Source organism: Pseudomonadota bacterium (assembly GCA_039033415.1).
In the GTDB taxonomy this organism is placed as follows: Bacteria; Pseudomonadota; Gammaproteobacteria; order Xanthomonadales; family SZUA-38; genus JANQOZ01.
Genome location: JBCCCR010000014.1, coordinates 131,126 through 145,984 on the forward strand (window position 1 = coordinate 131,126; position 14,859 = coordinate 145,984).

Here is a 14,859-nt window from a genome sequence, read left to right on the forward strand (position 1 = left end):
CCACGCTAGCCCCGCCACCACCAGCCGGACAGCCGATCTGGATCGTGATGCGATCACCCTGATCGAATCTGCCGCACCGTTGCGCGTATAACCATATCGCCAGCGGGGTTTTCGGCATGCCAGCTACCGCCATTTGGGTTAAGGCCAATCGAATCTTTGACCAGGTCAGCCGTCTGGAGGCTGACCATCGCACCCGTCGCGTAGCCGAGCTTTGTGGCGATGACGCCGCGCTGGCGGACTGCGTTGCGCGACTGCTGAACGCTGACCACCAGCTGGAACTGGAGGACTTCGACACGCCGGCAGAGCTGGGCACGGAAATCGTGGACGAACAGCTGATCGGGCAACGGGTGGGTGCCTATCAGATTGAAAAGCAGATCGGTGAAGGCGGCATGGGCGGCGTTTTCCGCGGCCGCCGCCAAACGCCAGGGCAGCCCGAGCTGGCGGCGCTCAAGGTACTGAAGCCCGGGCTGGATCGTCGGCGCTTTGTGCTGGAAAGACAGCTGCTGGAAAAGCTCAGTCACCCCAACATTGCCCGGCTGATCGATGGCGGCGAGCTCGCGGACGGGCGACCCTACGTGGTGCTGGAATACATCCGCGGGGACCCGATCACCCGCTTTTGTCGGGGTAAGGCGCTGAGGCCGACGCTCAACCTGTTTCGTTCGCTGTGCCAGGCCGTGGCGTACGCCCACGCCACGCTGGTGGTGCACCGTGACATCAAACCCTCAAACGTGCTGGTGGCATCGGACGGTACGCTGAAACTGCTGGATTTTGGAATCGCCAAACTCATGGCTCAGAGCAGCGGTTTGGCCAACGTTTCCACGCTTTCGCGGCTCCGGCCGATGACCCCAGAGTATTCGAGTCCGGAACAGGTGCTGGGCGAAACGATCTCCACCCGTACGGACGTCTATCTGCTCGGCGTCCTGCTGTACGAGCTGCTCAGCGGCGTCAATCCGCTAAAGGTGGTCTCTCAGGCAAAACGCCTGCGGGATATCACCCAAGGTCAACCGCTGCCGGCGCCCAGTCGAACCGCAGTGCCCGCCAGCCTCCTCGCCAAGGTGAGCAGTCGGCTCCAGCGCCTGGACCTGGACCGGATCACGCTCAAAGCCCTGTGCGTTGACCCGGATGAGCGTTATCAGAGCGTCGGTGATCTGGTCGCCGACCTTGAAAACTTTCTCGAGGGGCAGCCAGTCCGGGCCCGTGGTCGTTCGCGCGGCTACCGAGCGGCCAAATTTCTTCGGCGCAATCCGGTGGGTTCAGCGATGGCGGCGCTGCTGGTGGCGCTGCTCCTTGGCATCAGCGCGCTCTCGGCACACCACGCTCAGGAGCTGCGCGAGCAGATGGCCCGGACCAGCGCAGAAAACCGGCGTGCCGAGCACATCACCAATCTGCTGATTGAGTCGTTCACCGAAGCCGACCCCACCCGAGGGCATGCGAGCCTGTCGACCCGCGACCTCCTGCTAAAAGCGGCGGAACGCCTGGAACGCGACCACCAAACCGCCCCGCCCGATCTCGCACGGCTTCGCCTGGCGGTGGCGAGCGTCATGGCCCGTTTGTCGATGTATGACGAAGCGTTGTCGCAGCTGGACCAGGTTGACGCCTTGAGCCGCCGCGCGGACCTGGCGCCACGTCAACATTTTGAAGTTCATCGGCTGCTTGCCCACATCGGCACCGAAACGGGGCGGTGGCGTGACGCCGGCGGCAGCATCGTCCGTGCTCAAGAGGCGCTGGCCCGTATCAACGACGAACGGACCGTCCTCGCCGCCTCGGTGGACCTCGAGATTTATGCCGCGAGACTCCTGGCCCGCCAGGGCGAGGCCTCAGCGGCCGGCCTCGCCTACGAGCGTGCCCTGGCCCAGGCCGCCGGCTATGGCGCGGACCCAGCGGTTACCCGCGCCTATATCAGCCTGGAATACAGCGAGATGCTGCTTGCCAACGGTCAGGAAGACCAGGCAGAAGCGATGCTGGAGCAGGCGCACCGAAGCGCGCCGTCGGTGCTGGAAACCGCCCCATTTTGGATTCAGATGATCCGGGCACAGGCGCGCCGCGCCATCCGGCGCGGCGACTATGCGCGAGCATTGATCGTCTACAACCGCGGTCTCGCCCGGGCGGGCGCCAGCTTCGGCCAGCGCTCCGAGGAGGTGGCCGGGATGCTCAGCGGTATGGGCACGGCCAACGAGCGGCTCGGCCAGCGACAGGTGGCCACCCGGCTTTATCTCAAGGCCTTCGATATCAGCCGAGCCCGGGTACGCGACGGTGATTTTGTGCTCGTGGAACGGACGCTCAACCTCGCGCAGCTGCTGGCGTTTGACGGTCACTACACCGAAGCCGCTGCACTGCTCGGGGACCAGCTGGAGCAGCATCGCCGTCATGCCGAGGTGTTGGATTTAGACCTGCCCTACTACGAGCAGGCGCTGGGGCGGCTGCAGCTTAACGCCCACAACCCGAACGGTGCGCGCGCCAGCTATCAAAAAGCCCTGCTCACGAGCCAGCGGCTACCGACCACACCCGCCCGCGAGCGCTTCAGCCACCAGACCCGGTGCGAGATGTCGATGCTGAGAGGCTACGAATGGCACCCCTTACCTCTGCGGTTGCTGGAGTCCTGTCTCCCGGCTGCCCGGCGGAACCTGACGCTGAGCCTGCTGCAGGCCCACTCAGGGCTGTCGTCAGGCGCTACAATCCAGTCCAGACTTCTCGAGGAACTGGATTGAACCTTGTCATTCACCAACGATATTGAGCGCGTTTGCGTTTACTGCTCCTCCAGCGATCAGATAGAGCCTGCCTACCACCATGCCGCCAGCCGCCTCGGTCAGCACCTGGCGGAAGAGAATGTTGAGCTGATCTACGGCGGCGGTGCTCGCGGATCCATGGGGCACCTGGCGGACGGCGCGCTCGAGGCCGGCGGCCGGGTCACGGGCATCCTGCCCCGCTTCATGCATGATCTCGAGTGGGGACACGACGGCCTGTCGGAGCTCCAGCTGGTGGAAGATATGCATGAGCGAAAGCACCGCATGCTGGTGAATGCGGATGCCGTGGTCGCCATGCCCGGGGGCTGCGGCACCTTTGAGGAGCTGTTCGAAGCGATCACCTTTAAGCAGCTCGGCCTGTTTATGGGGCCCATTGTGCTGCTCAACACGCTGAACTATTTTGCGCCGCTACTGGACCTGCTCCACCAGTGTGTGGATCAGGGCTTTATGACGCCTAAACACCAGGATATGTGGCAAGTGATCGGCGAGCCCGACCACGTGATGGGGGCGATCGTCAGTGCTCCCGCCTGGAGCCGACCGCTGGATAAGTTTCCCCGCTGATGACACAGCTCGAGCCGGAAGCCGCCCCCGCCGTCAGCGGAGAAAATCGCCGCGGCGGCGGAACGGCATTCGCGATGAAACTACTATTGGCGGCGGCGCTTACGGCCGCTGCGTGGTCGCCATGGCTCGATCAAAAAGCTGAAGGCTACTATGAGCAGGCGTTTGCCCGAGCGCTGGTGACCTTCGGCCTGGCACGCGCGCTCAACGGCGTGATTTCGGTGATTCAGGGCACCGAGGTGTCGCTGCAGCCAGCGGGAGTTGGTGTCACGCTGGCACCGGGGGAGCTGATCGATCCGGTCAACGATCTGATCGAACGCTTTTCCTGGGTCATGCTGGCCAGCAGCACGTCGCTCGGCAGCCAGAAAATCCTCATGGACATCAGCGCCTGGTGGGGAATTGCGCTGATCGTGACCCTGGGCGCGGCTGCCTGGGGCCTGCTGCAGCTATGGCCCAGACGGCGGCGCCTGGGCCGGTTTGCACTCCGATTTTTCCTGCTGGCGCTGTTTCTGCGCTTCGCCATGCCCGCGATGGTACTGCTGAACGAGGGGATCTACAGCCTGTTCATGGCCGACGATTATGTCAGCGCCACAACCGAAATCGAGCGGACGACTACCGAGCTCGAAACGCTTGCAGAGCCGGAGCGCGAGGTCGCCGAAGATCGCGGATTGCTCGAGTCGCTGGGCGACTGGTTCGGTGAGACCACGGACGCGCTCAACGTCCGGCAAAAGATGGCGCTCTACAAGGAGAAGCTGGCGGGGGCCAGCGAGCAGTTTCTGAAGCTGGCGGCCGTGTTTATGCTCCAGACCATGGTGCTACCGCTGCTGTTTCTGTGGGCGTTCGCCAAAGCGCTTCGCAACATCGGCGGGCTGATCCGGTAGCGCAGCATCCAGTCGGCGGTTTCTCAGGCGTCAAATTCAGCGACAACCGGCGTATGGTCAGACGGGCGCTCCAGCTGCCGCGGCCCGGTGTCGATATAAGCGGCGCTGCACATCTCCGTCAGCTCGGGGCTGGCCAGCACCAGATCGATTCGTAGCCCCAGCCCGCGGTCGAAGCCGCCCATCCGGTAGTCCCACCAGGAAAACAGGCCCCCGTCTTCGTGATGGAGACGGAAGGTGTCGGTGAACCCCAGATCGTAGATCGCAAAAAGTGCTTCCCGTTCTTTGGTGGAGCACAGGATTTTTTCATGCCATCGCTTCGGGTCGTGCACGTCCCGGTCGTCCGGCGCGATATTGAAATCTCCCAGCACCACGGTCAGCGGATTTTCGGCGAGCTCCTGTTCGAGGAATTCAGTCACCTTGTCCAGCCAGCTGAGCTTGTAGTCGTACTTGTCGCTGCCGACTTCCTTGCCGTTGACCACGTAGAGGTTAACCACCCGCAGCTCACCCACCGTCGCCGCGATGATGCGTCGCTGAGGATCATCCAGGCCAGCGATATCGGTGACCTTATCTTCGGGCTGCTCCCGGGCGATCAGCGCCACGCCGTTGTACGTTTTCTGCCCCGAGTAGACCACCTGGTAGCCCGCCTCGTTGATCGCCGCCTCGGGAAAGTTGTCGTCGGTCAGCTTGGTTTCCTGCAGCCCCAGGACGTCGGGCTGCTCGGCAGCCAGCCAATCGAGCACGTGAGGCAGGCGGACCTTCAGCGAGTTCACGTTCCAGCTGGCGATCTTCATAGCCCGTAGCTCGCCAGCAGCGGCTCGATGCTGGGCTCCCGCCCGCGGAACGCCACAAAGGATTCCATGGCGGCCCGAGAACCGCCGGTTTCCAGCACCTCCCGGCGGAATGCGTCCCCGGTCTGCGCATTGAAAATGCCCTCCTCCTGAAAGCGGCCGAAGGCGTCTGCGGCCAGCTGCTCGGCCCAGAGGTAGCTGTAGTAACCGGCCGCATAGCCGCCGGAAAACAGATGTCCGAAGCTGTTCAGAAAACGGTTGCCTCGGGGATAGGGAACCACCGCAACCTCCGCACGCACCTCGGAGACAATGCGCGCCACCAGGCCGTGGTCATCCGGGTCGAATTCCTGGTGCAGCCGCAGATCGGTGAGCGCAAATTCTAGCTGGCGCACCAGAAACATTCCGGATTGAAACCGGCGGGCGGCCAGCAGCTTCTCCAGCAGGTCAGACGGCATCGGTTCACTGGTGTCCACGTGGCGCGCAAAGTTGTCCAGCGCTTCGCGTTCCCAACACCAGTTCTCCAGAAACTGGCTCGGCTGCTCAACGGCATCCCACTCAACGCCGCTGATGCCGCCGACCGCCGGGTAGGGAATGCGGGTCAGCATGTGATGGAGGGAATGACCGAACTCATGAAACAACGTGGTCAGGTCCCGATGGTTAAGCAGCGACGGCTGCTCGGCGGTCGGCGCCGGAAAGTTGCAGTTGAGAAACGCGACCGGCAGCTGGCTGTGGCTCGGCCACTGGTACCGATCGCGGCAGCTGCCCATCCACGCGCCGCCACGCTTACCCTTGCGCGCATAGACGTCGATATAGAATCCGGCCAGCTTCTTGCCTTCTGCGTCCACCACGTCGTAGTAGCGCACGTCGGGATGCCAAACCGGTGCGTCCGAGCTTATCCGAAACTCGACCCCAAACAGACGGTTGGTGACTTCGAGCATGCCGCTGAGGCAGCTGTCCAGACTCAGGTAGGGCCGCAGCTCCTCGTCGCTGACAGCGAAGCGTTGCTCGCGGAGCTTCTCGGACCAGTAAGCCAGGTCCCATGCCTTCAGAGGAGTGGCAGCCCCCTGGCTCCCGGCAAATTCGTTGAGCTCACGCATATCGCGCCGTGCGTGTGGCAGCGCCTTTTCCGCCAGCGAGCGCAGAAAGGCCAGGGTGGCGTCCACGGTCGGGGCCATCTTGGTTTCCAGCGAATAATCGCCGTAGCTGTCGAACGCGAGCAGCTGGGCCAGCTCGCGGCGCAACGTCAGCATCTCCAGGATCAGCGGAGAATTGTCCCACTGGCCGGCGTGTGGCCCCTGATCGGACGCGCGCGTTGCGTAGGCTCGATAGACCGTTTCCCGAAGCTCAACGTCATCCGCGTAGGTCATGACCGCGTGGTAGCTGGGATATTCCAGGTTGATCGTGTAGCCACCCTTCTCGCCCGCCCGGGCCGCAGCCTGCTTCAGCTCGTTATCCGGCAGGCCGGCCAGCGCCGCGGCGTCGGTGAGGTGCTGGCTCCAACCGTCGGTGGCGTCCTGGACGTTTTGCTGAAAAGCGGTCCCCAGTTCGGTCAGCCGGCGCCGTATGTCGGCGAAGCGTTTCTGTGACGCGTCCTCGAGATAGGCACCCGACAAGCGAAAGTCGCGCAGCGTGTGGTTAATCACCTGCTGCTGCGGGGCGCTTAGGGACGAAAACGCTTCGCTGTCGGCCAGCGCCTGCCAGGCCTTGGCGCGCGCGGGGTTCTGATCCAGGGCCGTGTGAAAATCGGTGAGCAGCATGACCGCTTCCCCATAGGCCTCCCGCCACGCCTCGCTGTCGGCCACGCTGTGGAGATGGGATACCGGAGCCCAGGCGTTTGAGATCGCGCACAGGACCCGCTCCTCGGCCAGCGCCAGCTCGTCCCAGCTCACCGGCCCGCTGTAGATTTTCTCCAGGGCGGTGCCGGCGTCGTTCACGAGGGTTCGAAGGGCCGGCACCGCGTGACCCGGCTCGATCGCGTCAAAGCGGGGCAGCGGCGTGTTGCCGGTAAGGGGATTGTCGTTCGGCGGCTGGTTTTCGCTCATCTCGGGCGTTGTTACACTCATGAAATGCCTATTCGTCCTTATCGAAACACGTCACCACAAATCCATCCCACGGCCTATATCGACGAGACGGCGGTGGTCATCGGCGACGTGGTGGTGGGTGAAGACAGCTCGTTCTGGCCCACCGCGGTTGCCCGCGGTGACGTCGAGCGGATTGTGATCGGCCACCGCACCAATATCCAGGACGGCAGCGTGCTCCACGTCACCCACGACGGGCCGTACTCGGATGGCGGCCGGGGGCTGATTATCGGTGATGGCGTGACCGTTGGCCACCGGGTCACCCTGCATGCCTGCACGATCGGCAACCACTGCCTGATCGGCATGGCGGCGCTCGTGATGGACAACGTGGTGGTCGGCGAGGAATCGCTGATCGCGGGCGGTTCGGTGGTGCCCCCCGGCAAAGTCATCCCGCCGCGCACGCTGTGGCGTGGCAACCCCGCCCGCGAAGTGCGCGCCCTGACCGACAAAGAGGTTGAGCAGCAGCACTACTCTGCCAACCACTACGTCAAAATCAAAAACTACTATACGCTCTGATCGGTTCGTCAGAACGCAACGGAGAGACGCACGTAGGGGAAGCGGCCCGGCGTCCGGTACTCGTTGGTGTAGTAGTTGCCGCTCGCCTGGCTCGACAGCGGCGGACCTTTGTCCAGCAGATTCTGTACGCCGACCGTCACCAGCATCGCGTACCGCGACAGATCATAGGCGAGCTGAACGTCGTGGTAGGTCGTTGAGCCGAGCCGGCGGCCGTCCAGCTCACCGTCACCCGACAGATCCAGGTTGCAAAGTCCAAATTCGTTCACCGTGCAGCCCTCGTCGACGCCGTGGATATAGCGGACGCCCCACGTGGCTTGCCAGGGACCTGAGCGCCAGCGAGCATCCAGATTGCTGCGCCAGCGCGAAATCACGCGCCCGCCGTCGACCACACCCAGCACGCTCTGCGTGCTGACAGCCGGTACCGGGAGCTCTCCCGGCGCACCGTTTGCGTACGCGGTGCTGACGCGATCAAAATCTGACAGGTACTGCGCCTGCCAGTCGACGAGCCAGGCGCCGGACTCGCTGGCCCAGGTGGCACCCACGTCGACGCTTCGGAGGTCGAGCTCTCCGGAATTGACGAACGCCGAGAGCGGCACCTGAATACCGCCAGCGGCGTCCCGCCCAACCAGGTTGCAGAATTGACCGGCCGCAGCACAGGCGTTGACCAGTTCCTGACCACCCAGGGTCGTGACGAGGCGATCAACGGATAGATCCCGGTACGACACCCAGCCAGCTAAGCCCCACCGTTGCGGGTCCCAGGACGCAGCGAGCTGCCACTGTCGCGTCAGCTCAGCGTCGAGCTGCCGATTGGTTTCCCCGGCAGCTAGACGATTGCCGGCAAGCTCGTCGCAGCCGCTTGGGCCCTGTCCCGCGGAACAGGGGTCGGCCACGGACACCAGCGCCAGACCAGTTGGGCTGCGGACCGCACCCAGCGCCGGCAAATCGTAGTCTCGCGACCAGCTGGCCGTCAGCTGGAGACCCGTAACGGGGGTTGCCGTCAGGCTGGCGCGGGCGGCAAACAGCGACTCCAGCTCGTCTACGTCCGCATACCGCGCCGCGAGCTCGCCCGTGAGCATGTCGGTGACGGGCAGCCGGCTCCACAGCTTGACCGCGCGAGTCTCCAGCGAACTGGTTGCGCGAACGGGCGAAGACAGCGGGAATACAACGCTCTCTCGGCCGGGATCGAAGCGGGCACTCTCATCGCGCCACTCCACGCCAGCCCCGAACTCCGCGGCGCCACCGGCAAGCTCCGGACCCAGCAACGACACGTCGGCCTTAACCTGATTGAGCGTCACGCGCTCGCGGTCAACCGCGTCGAAGGTGATGTAGCTGATCATCGCCGGCGTGATGGTTCCCTGCCCGTCAGGCCCCTGGCCACCGAACAGATTCAGCTCCACGCAGCCGTCGCCGAAGACGTCATCGCGGCAGGGTTGGCCTGCAAGCGACTGCGCCAGCCGTTCGTTGTCAAACTGCAGGGGCCGGTTGGCGTCAAAATCTCTCCGGTTATGTAGCCACTGGACCTGCCACTCCGCTGGGCGGCCGCTCAGTTCAAAGGAACCGGTTAAGCCACCACCCACGCGCCATTCCTCGGCTTCCTGCAGGAATCGGTGATTGCCGGCCTCAACCAGGCGCCGGGCAGCGCCGAACTGGTTTCCCGCCAGCCTTACGCCAAACGGATTGAACGCGTTGTCTGCGGCCACGTCCGGCGCGGTCGAACCGAAGAAGCCGAGAAGCAGCAGCGGCGGGGCAAACTGCAGCGTGGCGTCGCGCTGGCTGTAAAGCGCATCCACCTCCAGCTGCACGCTGTCGGTCAGCGACCAGTCGAACCCTACCAGCAGCGAGGCACGATCCTGCTCGTGCAGGACAAACTCCTCGGCTGCATTGTTGTACCGATCAGCTCCGGCACCCGCCGTACCCAGTGAAAAATCCCCCTCGCGAAAGTCCGAAGGATCATCGACCAGCGTGCCCGGGTCGGTGGTCAGGCGAAACGAGCCTAGTTCTGTCGAGGCGAAGCGCCCCTGTGGGGTGACCGTCGAGCCAAAGGCCAGTCCGGTGCCAAAAATGGGATCTACGGAAATGGCTCTCGCACCACCGACCACCGGGTCAGTATCGAACAGCGACGCGTTGACGTAGATGGATCCTCGCTCGAAGCTGTGCCCGTAGCCGACATCCAGGTGCAGCGACCGACCGTCACCTTCGTCAAATTCGCCGGCCTGCGCCGCCACCTGCAGCCCCTCCAGGCTCGTCCGGGTAATCAGATTGATGGTTCCGCTAACGGCGCCAGCGCCCGCTCGGGCGACGTCTCCGGCCAGCGAGATTTCGATCCGTTCAACCGCTGACAGCGCGATCGTGCTGAGATCCGCGCTGCCGCCGGTGCCCTCGACAACCCGCCGGCCGTTCAGCAGCACCAGCGTGCGGCTAGAGCCGAGCGGCCCGAGCGTGACGGTCTGATCGCCTTGCGTAAAGCCGTTCGCGCCGCGGGTGCGGCCAGTGCCGGTTTGCGGCAGGCTGGCGAGAAAGTCGCCTAGCGTCAGCCAGCCTGACTGATCGATGCTGGCACGGTCGTAGACCAGCGTTCCCGACTCGGTTTGGAAAGGCGTTTCCCCGGCGGGCGTCTGCGCGAGGGAATTGGCAGCACCCACCAGCAGCAGCCATAGGCAGAATCCAAGTTTGCGCATACCACACCTCCATCGCGACAAGGGCATTCGTACGATCTATGCCGTAGCATTTTGAGGCAAATTTCCCTTTTTGTCGATTCGGGAATGGACCTACTGGGCCGCTTGGATTGGCCCAAGAACCGGGTCGTCAGCCGGCTTTGCGCCTCGGCGCGCCGGTTTTTTTCAGATGGACCAGCAGCAGCGAAATGGCCGCCGGCGTCACGCCGGAGATGCGGCCTGCCCGACCGATGGTCTCGGGGCGGCTGCGGCTGAGTTTTTCCGTGACTTCCGCTGAGAGCCCGCGGACGTTGGCGTAGTCGATATCTGCGGGGATCGGGTGATCTTCGTTGGCCTTGAGGCGCTCAATCTCCTCGCGCTGACGCTTCAGGTAACCCTCGTAACGGACCTGGATCTCCACCTGCTGGGCTACCTGAGCGTCGTCAACCGCTGGGCCAAGACCCTCAACCTGCATCAGACGCTCGTAGGTCACGCCCGGCCGCTTGAGCAGCTCCAGCGCCCGGACCTCTTTGCTGATCGGCTCACCGAGCTCTCGGGCCGCCGCCTCGCCGACCGCGTTGTGGGGCGACACCCAGATGTCGCGCAGCCGACCCTGTTCGGCATCGATAGCCTGCGCCTTGCGCTCGAAGTGGCCCCAGCGCTGGTCGTCCACCAGGCCCAGCTCGCGACCCGTGGGGGTGAGGCGGAGGTCAGCATTGTCCTCGCGGAGCTGCAGCCGGTACTCGGCGCGGCTGGTAAACATGCGGTAAGGCTCCAGGGTGCCGTTGGTGGTCAGATCATCCACCAGTACACCCAGATAGGCTTCATCGCGCCGCGGACACCAGGGCTCTTTCCCGGCCACCGCACGGGCGGCGTTTAGCCCTGCAAGCAGGCCCTGAGCGGCGGCCTCCTCATAGCCGGTGGTGCCGTTGATCTGGCCGGCAAAATACAGCCCTTCGATGTATCGGGTTTCGAGGCTCGCTTTCAGGCCGCGGGGGTCAAAAAAGTCGTATTCGATGGCGTAGCCCGGCCGGGTGATATGCGCCTGCTCAAAGCCCCGAATACTGCGAACCATCTGCTCCTGTACGTCGAACGGCAGGGAGGTGGAGATACCGTTGGGATAAAGCTCCGGCGTATTCAGTCCTTCCGGCTCAACAAAAATCTGATGACCACTGCGATCGGCGAAGCGCACCACTTTGTCTTCGATCGAAGGGCAGTAGCGCGGGCCGGCGCCTTCGATCTGCCCGCTATACATGGGCGACCGGTGCAGGCCGCTGCGGATCAGTTCGTGGGTGTCTTCATTGGTGTGAGTGATGTAGCAGCAGACCTGCTCGGGGTGATTCTCGACGCTCCCCAGGTAGGACATCACGGGCATCGGCGTGTCGCCCGGCTGGCGCTCCATCACGGCAAAATTTACGCTGCGGCCGTCGATGCGCGGTGGCGTTCCGGTCTTCAGGCGGCCAACCTCAAACGGGAGTTCCCGCAGCCGCGCCGCCAGCGTGTTGGCGGGCGGATCTCCCGCCCGGCCACCGCTGTAGTTGGCATCACCCACGTGAATCTTGCCGCCGAGAAACGTGCCGACCGTCAGCACCACGCGGTCAGCCTGAAACTCAAGCCCCATCTGCGTTCGGACGCCGGTGATTCGATCACCGCTGACGGTCAGGTCTTCAACGCCCTGCTGGAAGAGCTCCAGCCCCGGCTGGCTCTCAACCATGCCACGCACCGCCTCGCGATAGAGCACCCGATCACACTGAGCGCGTACCGCCCGGACGGCCGGCCCTTTGGAGGCGTTGAGGGTTCGCCACTGAATGCCGGCTCGGTCGGTGGCCAGCGCCATGGCGCCGCCGAGCGCGTCGATCTCGCGGGCCAGATGGCCTTTACCGATACCGCCGATGGCCGGGTTGCAGCTCATCTGCCCGATGGTCTCGATACTGTGGGTCAGCAGCAGCGTACGGGCGCCCGCCCGCGCCGCGGCCAGCGCAGCCTCGGTGCCGGCGTGTCCGCCGCCAACGACTATGACGTCATATTTTGAGGATGCGCGCATCGGTTCGAGTCCGCGTCAACGAACCGGCTATGGTACAGCAGAATCGCCGTCCCGTTGGCCCTGCGCCGGCAACGGAAAGCAGTCCAGATCCTGCGCCACGGCCAGATTTCCCGCGTATCGCTCAGCAATCGACGCGACGATAGCGTCCTTGTGACGCAGGCTCCGCGCCATCCAGTGGCTGATCACCACCGTCGATGGCTTCGCCTCCTGAACGATCTCCGCCAGCCGGGAGGGTACCGCGTGAAGCGACCGCGCCGCCCGACCAGCCCCCTCGGGGATCGCCGCATGCAGCACGAGGAGGTCGGCGCCCCTCGCTAAATCCAGGAACGCCTCGTTGCTGCCGTTTTGATCGGAGCCGAAGACCAGCGTGCGCTCGGCAACGGTGACCCGATAGGCGAGCGCCGGGACGATCCCGTGCGGTACCGGCAGCGCCTCTACCCGCAGGCCGGCGGCGTCGTAAACCATGGTCGGCTCGCTGGCCGCGAGGCCTACCGTCACCGGATTCAGCTTGACCAGGCCATCGCTGCCGGTCAGGTAGCCCGCGAGATAGCCGAAGGCGCCTTCTCTTCGATCCAGCAGTCGATGGAGAAATTGGTCGAGCGAAGGAAACGGCCCCGCACCGCCAGGACCCGCGATGGCGAGCGCGCGGCGCCGCTTGGAGAAGTAGCCGCTTTTCAGCAAAGCCGGCAGAGACGCCGCGTGGTCGGTATGAAAGTGGCTGAGTGCAAGCAGATCCAACGCGGCGAAGCTCGCGCCTGCCTCACCAAACCGCGTGAAGACACCGCTCCCCGCGTCCACCAGCAGGCGCGACCGGCCGTCGTGCCACAGCAGGTAACCGCTGGACGCCCGGTTGTCGTCAGCGACCGGCCCGCCGGAGCCCAAAATCTGCAGTGCCAGTGGCTGACTGGCACAGCGGGTTTCCGCAGCCACGTTCAGAGGCAATAACCACGCCAGCAGCAGCACCCAGCTCATGCGCTTTGCCCACAACCCCTGCACGGGGGCTTCACCCGGCAAACGCAAGACTGCGGTGTTGCTGTCAGGACTAGAGCCACGCCATGAAAAACCTTGTCGCTGCATGTTGCCTTATCCTTGCTGCCGCGCCGCTGATGGCCGCTGAAGAGCCCGATTATCGCGTGCTAGCGCAGCGCGAGGGATATGAACTTCGCCAATATGAAGCGTACCTGGTCGCCGAAACCGACGTGCCGGGCAGTCAGCGCAGCGGCGGCAACCAGGCCTTTCGGGTGCTCGCCGGCTACATTTTCGGCAAAAATCAGAGCCAGGAGAAAATGGCGATGACCATCCCGGTCACCGCACAGCTCGATGAGGAAGCCTCCCAGGAGGGCCAGCCGATTTACCACTGGCAGTTTGTCATGGAGCGGAAGTACCGCCGCGAGGACCTGCCGACCCCGCTCGACAACCGGGTGAGGGTCCGCGAGATCCCGCCCCGCCTTGTAGCCGCCCGTCGCTATTCCGGCAGCACCGGCGAAAGAAACTTTCTGAAGAACCTGCAGGCCCTCGAGAAGGCCCTGGCCAGGGACGGTGTCATGCCCGCCGGGCAGCCGCTGGCCGCGGTCTACAACGGTCCGCTCACCCCCGGCTTCCTGCGGCGAAACGAAGTGCTGGTCGAGGTCGCGCCCGCCGCGGAAGATGGCCAAACCACCGCCGCTCGAAGCCGGTAGTTCCGGCATGTGCCCTGGACGCCGCGTCGCGCGTCCTTAGACCCGATCCACCGACCGGCTCTCGTCCCACGGCGTGCTACAGTAGCGCCGCGCTGCCAGCCGCTGGCCCTTATCCGGGTGAGGTGCCGAAGCTGGTGCAACCACAACCAACTGTATCGATGGGGACATCAGCATGGGCCTATTCAGCTTTGTAAAAGACGCAGGCGCCGCAATTTTTGGCGCGGACGAAGATCCAACCAAGATGGATGCACCGGTCAAACCGTTTGCGTCCCACCTGCGCGACCACAACATCAATCCGGAAGGCATCTACTTCGAGCGCAAGGGGTCGCACCTCAAGATTGAGGGTGAGGTTCCGGATCAGGACACCAAAGAGCAGGTGGTGATGATCCTGGGCAACGTCAACGGCATCGAGACGGTTGAAGACCTGATGGTTGTCGCCAACGCAGCGGGGGTGACGACCACCGCCGAGGCTCCCGCCACGGCCGGTGCTGATGCCACCCCGCAAGACTGGCAGGCCGACACCTATACCGTCCAGCCCGGTGACACGCTCGGCGCCATCGCCCAAAAGCTCTACGGCAGCGCCGGCAAGTACATGGTGATCTTCGAGGCCAATACCCCGATGCTCAAAGATCCCAACAAGATTTATCCGGGACAGGTGCTGCGGATTCCGACCGAGTCCTAAGCCACCTTAGGTACCGCAGGCCGGCCGACGACGGCTGGCCTTGCGGCCACCAGCCCCGAAAAACCTATTGACTCTCGGCGCTCGGCGCCGCGGCCTCCGATGCGGGATCAGCATTGCCGGGGTTCTGCGCCTGGCGGCGCTGAATCTCTTCCTCCGTCGCCTCCCGCACATCCTGAATGTCGATAGCGAAGGTTAGCGTCATGCCGGCCATCGGATGGTTGGCGTCCAGATCAAC

At 64.3% G+C, this 14,859-nt stretch carries 11 protein-coding genes; 6 read left to right on the forward strand and 5 right to left on the reverse strand.

Annotated elements, in window-relative coordinates:
* Positions 1 to 116 precede the first annotated feature (116 nt).
* The 3 genes from AAF358_13290 to AAF358_13300 all read left to right on the forward strand — a co-directional run bounded on the left by AAF358_13290 (position 117) and on the right by AAF358_13300 (position 4,183).
* On the forward strand, positions 117 to 2,708 hold the full coding sequence (locus tag AAF358_13290; protein ID MEM7706529.1) for a serine/threonine-protein kinase: 2,592 nt from the start codon (positions 117 to 119) through the stop codon (positions 2,706 to 2,708).
* Between the two features lie 3 nt (positions 2,709 to 2,711).
* The gene (locus AAF358_13295; GenBank protein ID MEM7706530.1) at positions 2,712 to 3,305 is read left to right on the forward strand and encodes a TIGR00730 family Rossman fold protein; all 594 of its coding nucleotides are present in this window, start codon (positions 2,712 to 2,714) and stop codon (positions 3,303 to 3,305) included.
* A gap of 74 nt (positions 3,306 to 3,379) precedes the next feature.
* Entirely contained in the window at positions 3,380 to 4,183 is an 804-nt protein-coding gene (locus tag AAF358_13300; protein MEM7706531.1) for a hypothetical protein, read from the forward strand.
* A gap of 23 nt (positions 4,184 to 4,206) precedes the next feature.
* On the opposite strand, the gene xth is transcribed toward AAF358_13300, so the two are convergent.
* The gene (gene xth, locus AAF358_13305; GenBank protein ID MEM7706532.1) at positions 4,207 to 4,974 is read right to left on the reverse strand and encodes an exodeoxyribonuclease III; all 768 of its coding nucleotides are present in this window, start codon (positions 4,972 to 4,974) and stop codon (positions 4,207 to 4,209) included.
* Positions 4,971 to 7,034 carry a M3 family metallopeptidase gene (locus AAF358_13310; GenBank protein ID MEM7706533.1) on the reverse strand — a complete coding sequence of 688 codons (2,064 nt, stop codon included), beginning with the start codon at positions 7,032 to 7,034 and terminating at the stop codon, positions 4,971 to 4,973. Before AAF358_13310 ends, xth begins: the two co-directional genes overlap by 4 nt.
* 3 nt (positions 7,035 to 7,037) lie before the next feature.
* Here AAF358_13310 and AAF358_13315 point away from each other — a divergent pair, with 3 nt between their 5' ends.
* Entirely contained in the window at positions 7,038 to 7,565 is a 528-nt protein-coding gene (locus tag AAF358_13315) for a gamma carbonic anhydrase family protein (GenBank protein MEM7706534.1), read from the forward strand.
* A gap of 8 nt (positions 7,566 to 7,573) precedes the next feature.
* On the opposite strand, the gene AAF358_13320 is transcribed toward AAF358_13315, so the two are convergent.
* The 3 genes from AAF358_13320 to AAF358_13330 all read right to left on the reverse strand — a co-directional run bounded on the left by AAF358_13320 (position 7,574) and on the right by AAF358_13330 (position 13,340).
* A complete protein-coding gene (locus AAF358_13320; GenBank protein ID MEM7706535.1) occupies positions 7,574 to 10,243 on the reverse strand; it encodes a TonB-dependent receptor plug domain-containing protein in 2,670 nt (889 codons plus the stop codon).
* A gap of 127 nt (positions 10,244 to 10,370) precedes the next feature.
* Positions 10,371 to 12,263 carry a tRNA uridine-5-carboxymethylaminomethyl(34) synthesis enzyme MnmG gene (mnmG, locus tag AAF358_13325; protein ID MEM7706536.1) on the reverse strand — a complete coding sequence of 631 codons (1,893 nt, stop codon included), beginning with the start codon at positions 12,261 to 12,263 and terminating at the stop codon, positions 10,371 to 10,373.
* 27 nt (positions 12,264 to 12,290) lie between these two features.
* Entirely contained in the window at positions 12,291 to 13,340 is a 1,050-nt protein-coding gene (locus tag AAF358_13330) for an MBL fold metallo-hydrolase (GenBank protein ID MEM7706537.1), read from the reverse strand.
* On the opposite strand from AAF358_13330, the gene AAF358_13335 reads away from it, so the two are divergent.
* Positions 13,319 to 13,942, forward strand: coding sequence for a heme-binding protein (locus AAF358_13335; GenBank protein ID MEM7706538.1), 624 nt, complete (start codon positions 13,319 to 13,321; stop codon positions 13,940 to 13,942). The genes AAF358_13330 and AAF358_13335 overlap by 22 nt on opposite strands.
* Before the next feature lie 172 nt (positions 13,943 to 14,114).
* Positions 14,115 to 14,624 (forward strand): peptidoglycan-binding protein LysM, encoded by a 510-nt coding sequence (lysM, locus tag AAF358_13340; protein MEM7706539.1) that lies wholly within the window; start codon positions 14,115 to 14,117, stop codon positions 14,622 to 14,624.
* Positions 14,625 to 14,859: the final 235 nt, after the last annotated feature.

Bases quoted from the DNA above. Each gene is read 5' to 3' on its own strand.
- lysM (MEM7706539.1), top strand. From the start codon at position 14,115: ATGGGCCTATTCAGCTTTGTAAAAGACGCAGGCGCCGCAATTTTTGGC.
- xth (MEM7706532.1), bottom strand. From the start codon at position 4,974: ATGAAGATCGCCAGCTGGAACGTGAACTCGCTGAAGGTCCGCCTGCCT.
- AAF358_13315 (MEM7706534.1), top strand. From the start codon at position 7,038: ATGCCTATTCGTCCTTATCGAAACACGTCACCACAAATCCATCCCACG.
- AAF358_13330 (MEM7706537.1), bottom strand. From the start codon at position 13,340: ATGCAGCGACAAGGTTTTTCATGGCGTGGCTCTAGTCCTGACAGCAAC.
- AAF358_13320 (MEM7706535.1), bottom strand. From the start codon at position 10,243: ATGCGCAAACTTGGATTCTGCCTATGGCTGCTGCTGGTGGGTGCTGCC.
- AAF358_13300 (MEM7706531.1), top strand. From the start codon at position 3,380: ATGAAACTACTATTGGCGGCGGCGCTTACGGCCGCTGCGTGGTCGCCA.
- AAF358_13290 (MEM7706529.1), top strand. From the start codon at position 117: ATGCCAGCTACCGCCATTTGGGTTAAGGCCAATCGAATCTTTGACCAG.
- mnmG (MEM7706536.1), bottom strand. From the start codon at position 12,263: ATGCGCGCATCCTCAAAATATGACGTCATAGTCGTTGGCGGCGGACAC.
- AAF358_13335 (MEM7706538.1), top strand. From the start codon at position 13,319: ATGAAAAACCTTGTCGCTGCATGTTGCCTTATCCTTGCTGCCGCGCCG.
- AAF358_13310 (MEM7706533.1), bottom strand. From the start codon at position 7,034: ATGAGTGTAACAACGCCCGAGATGAGCGAAAACCAGCCGCCGAACGAC.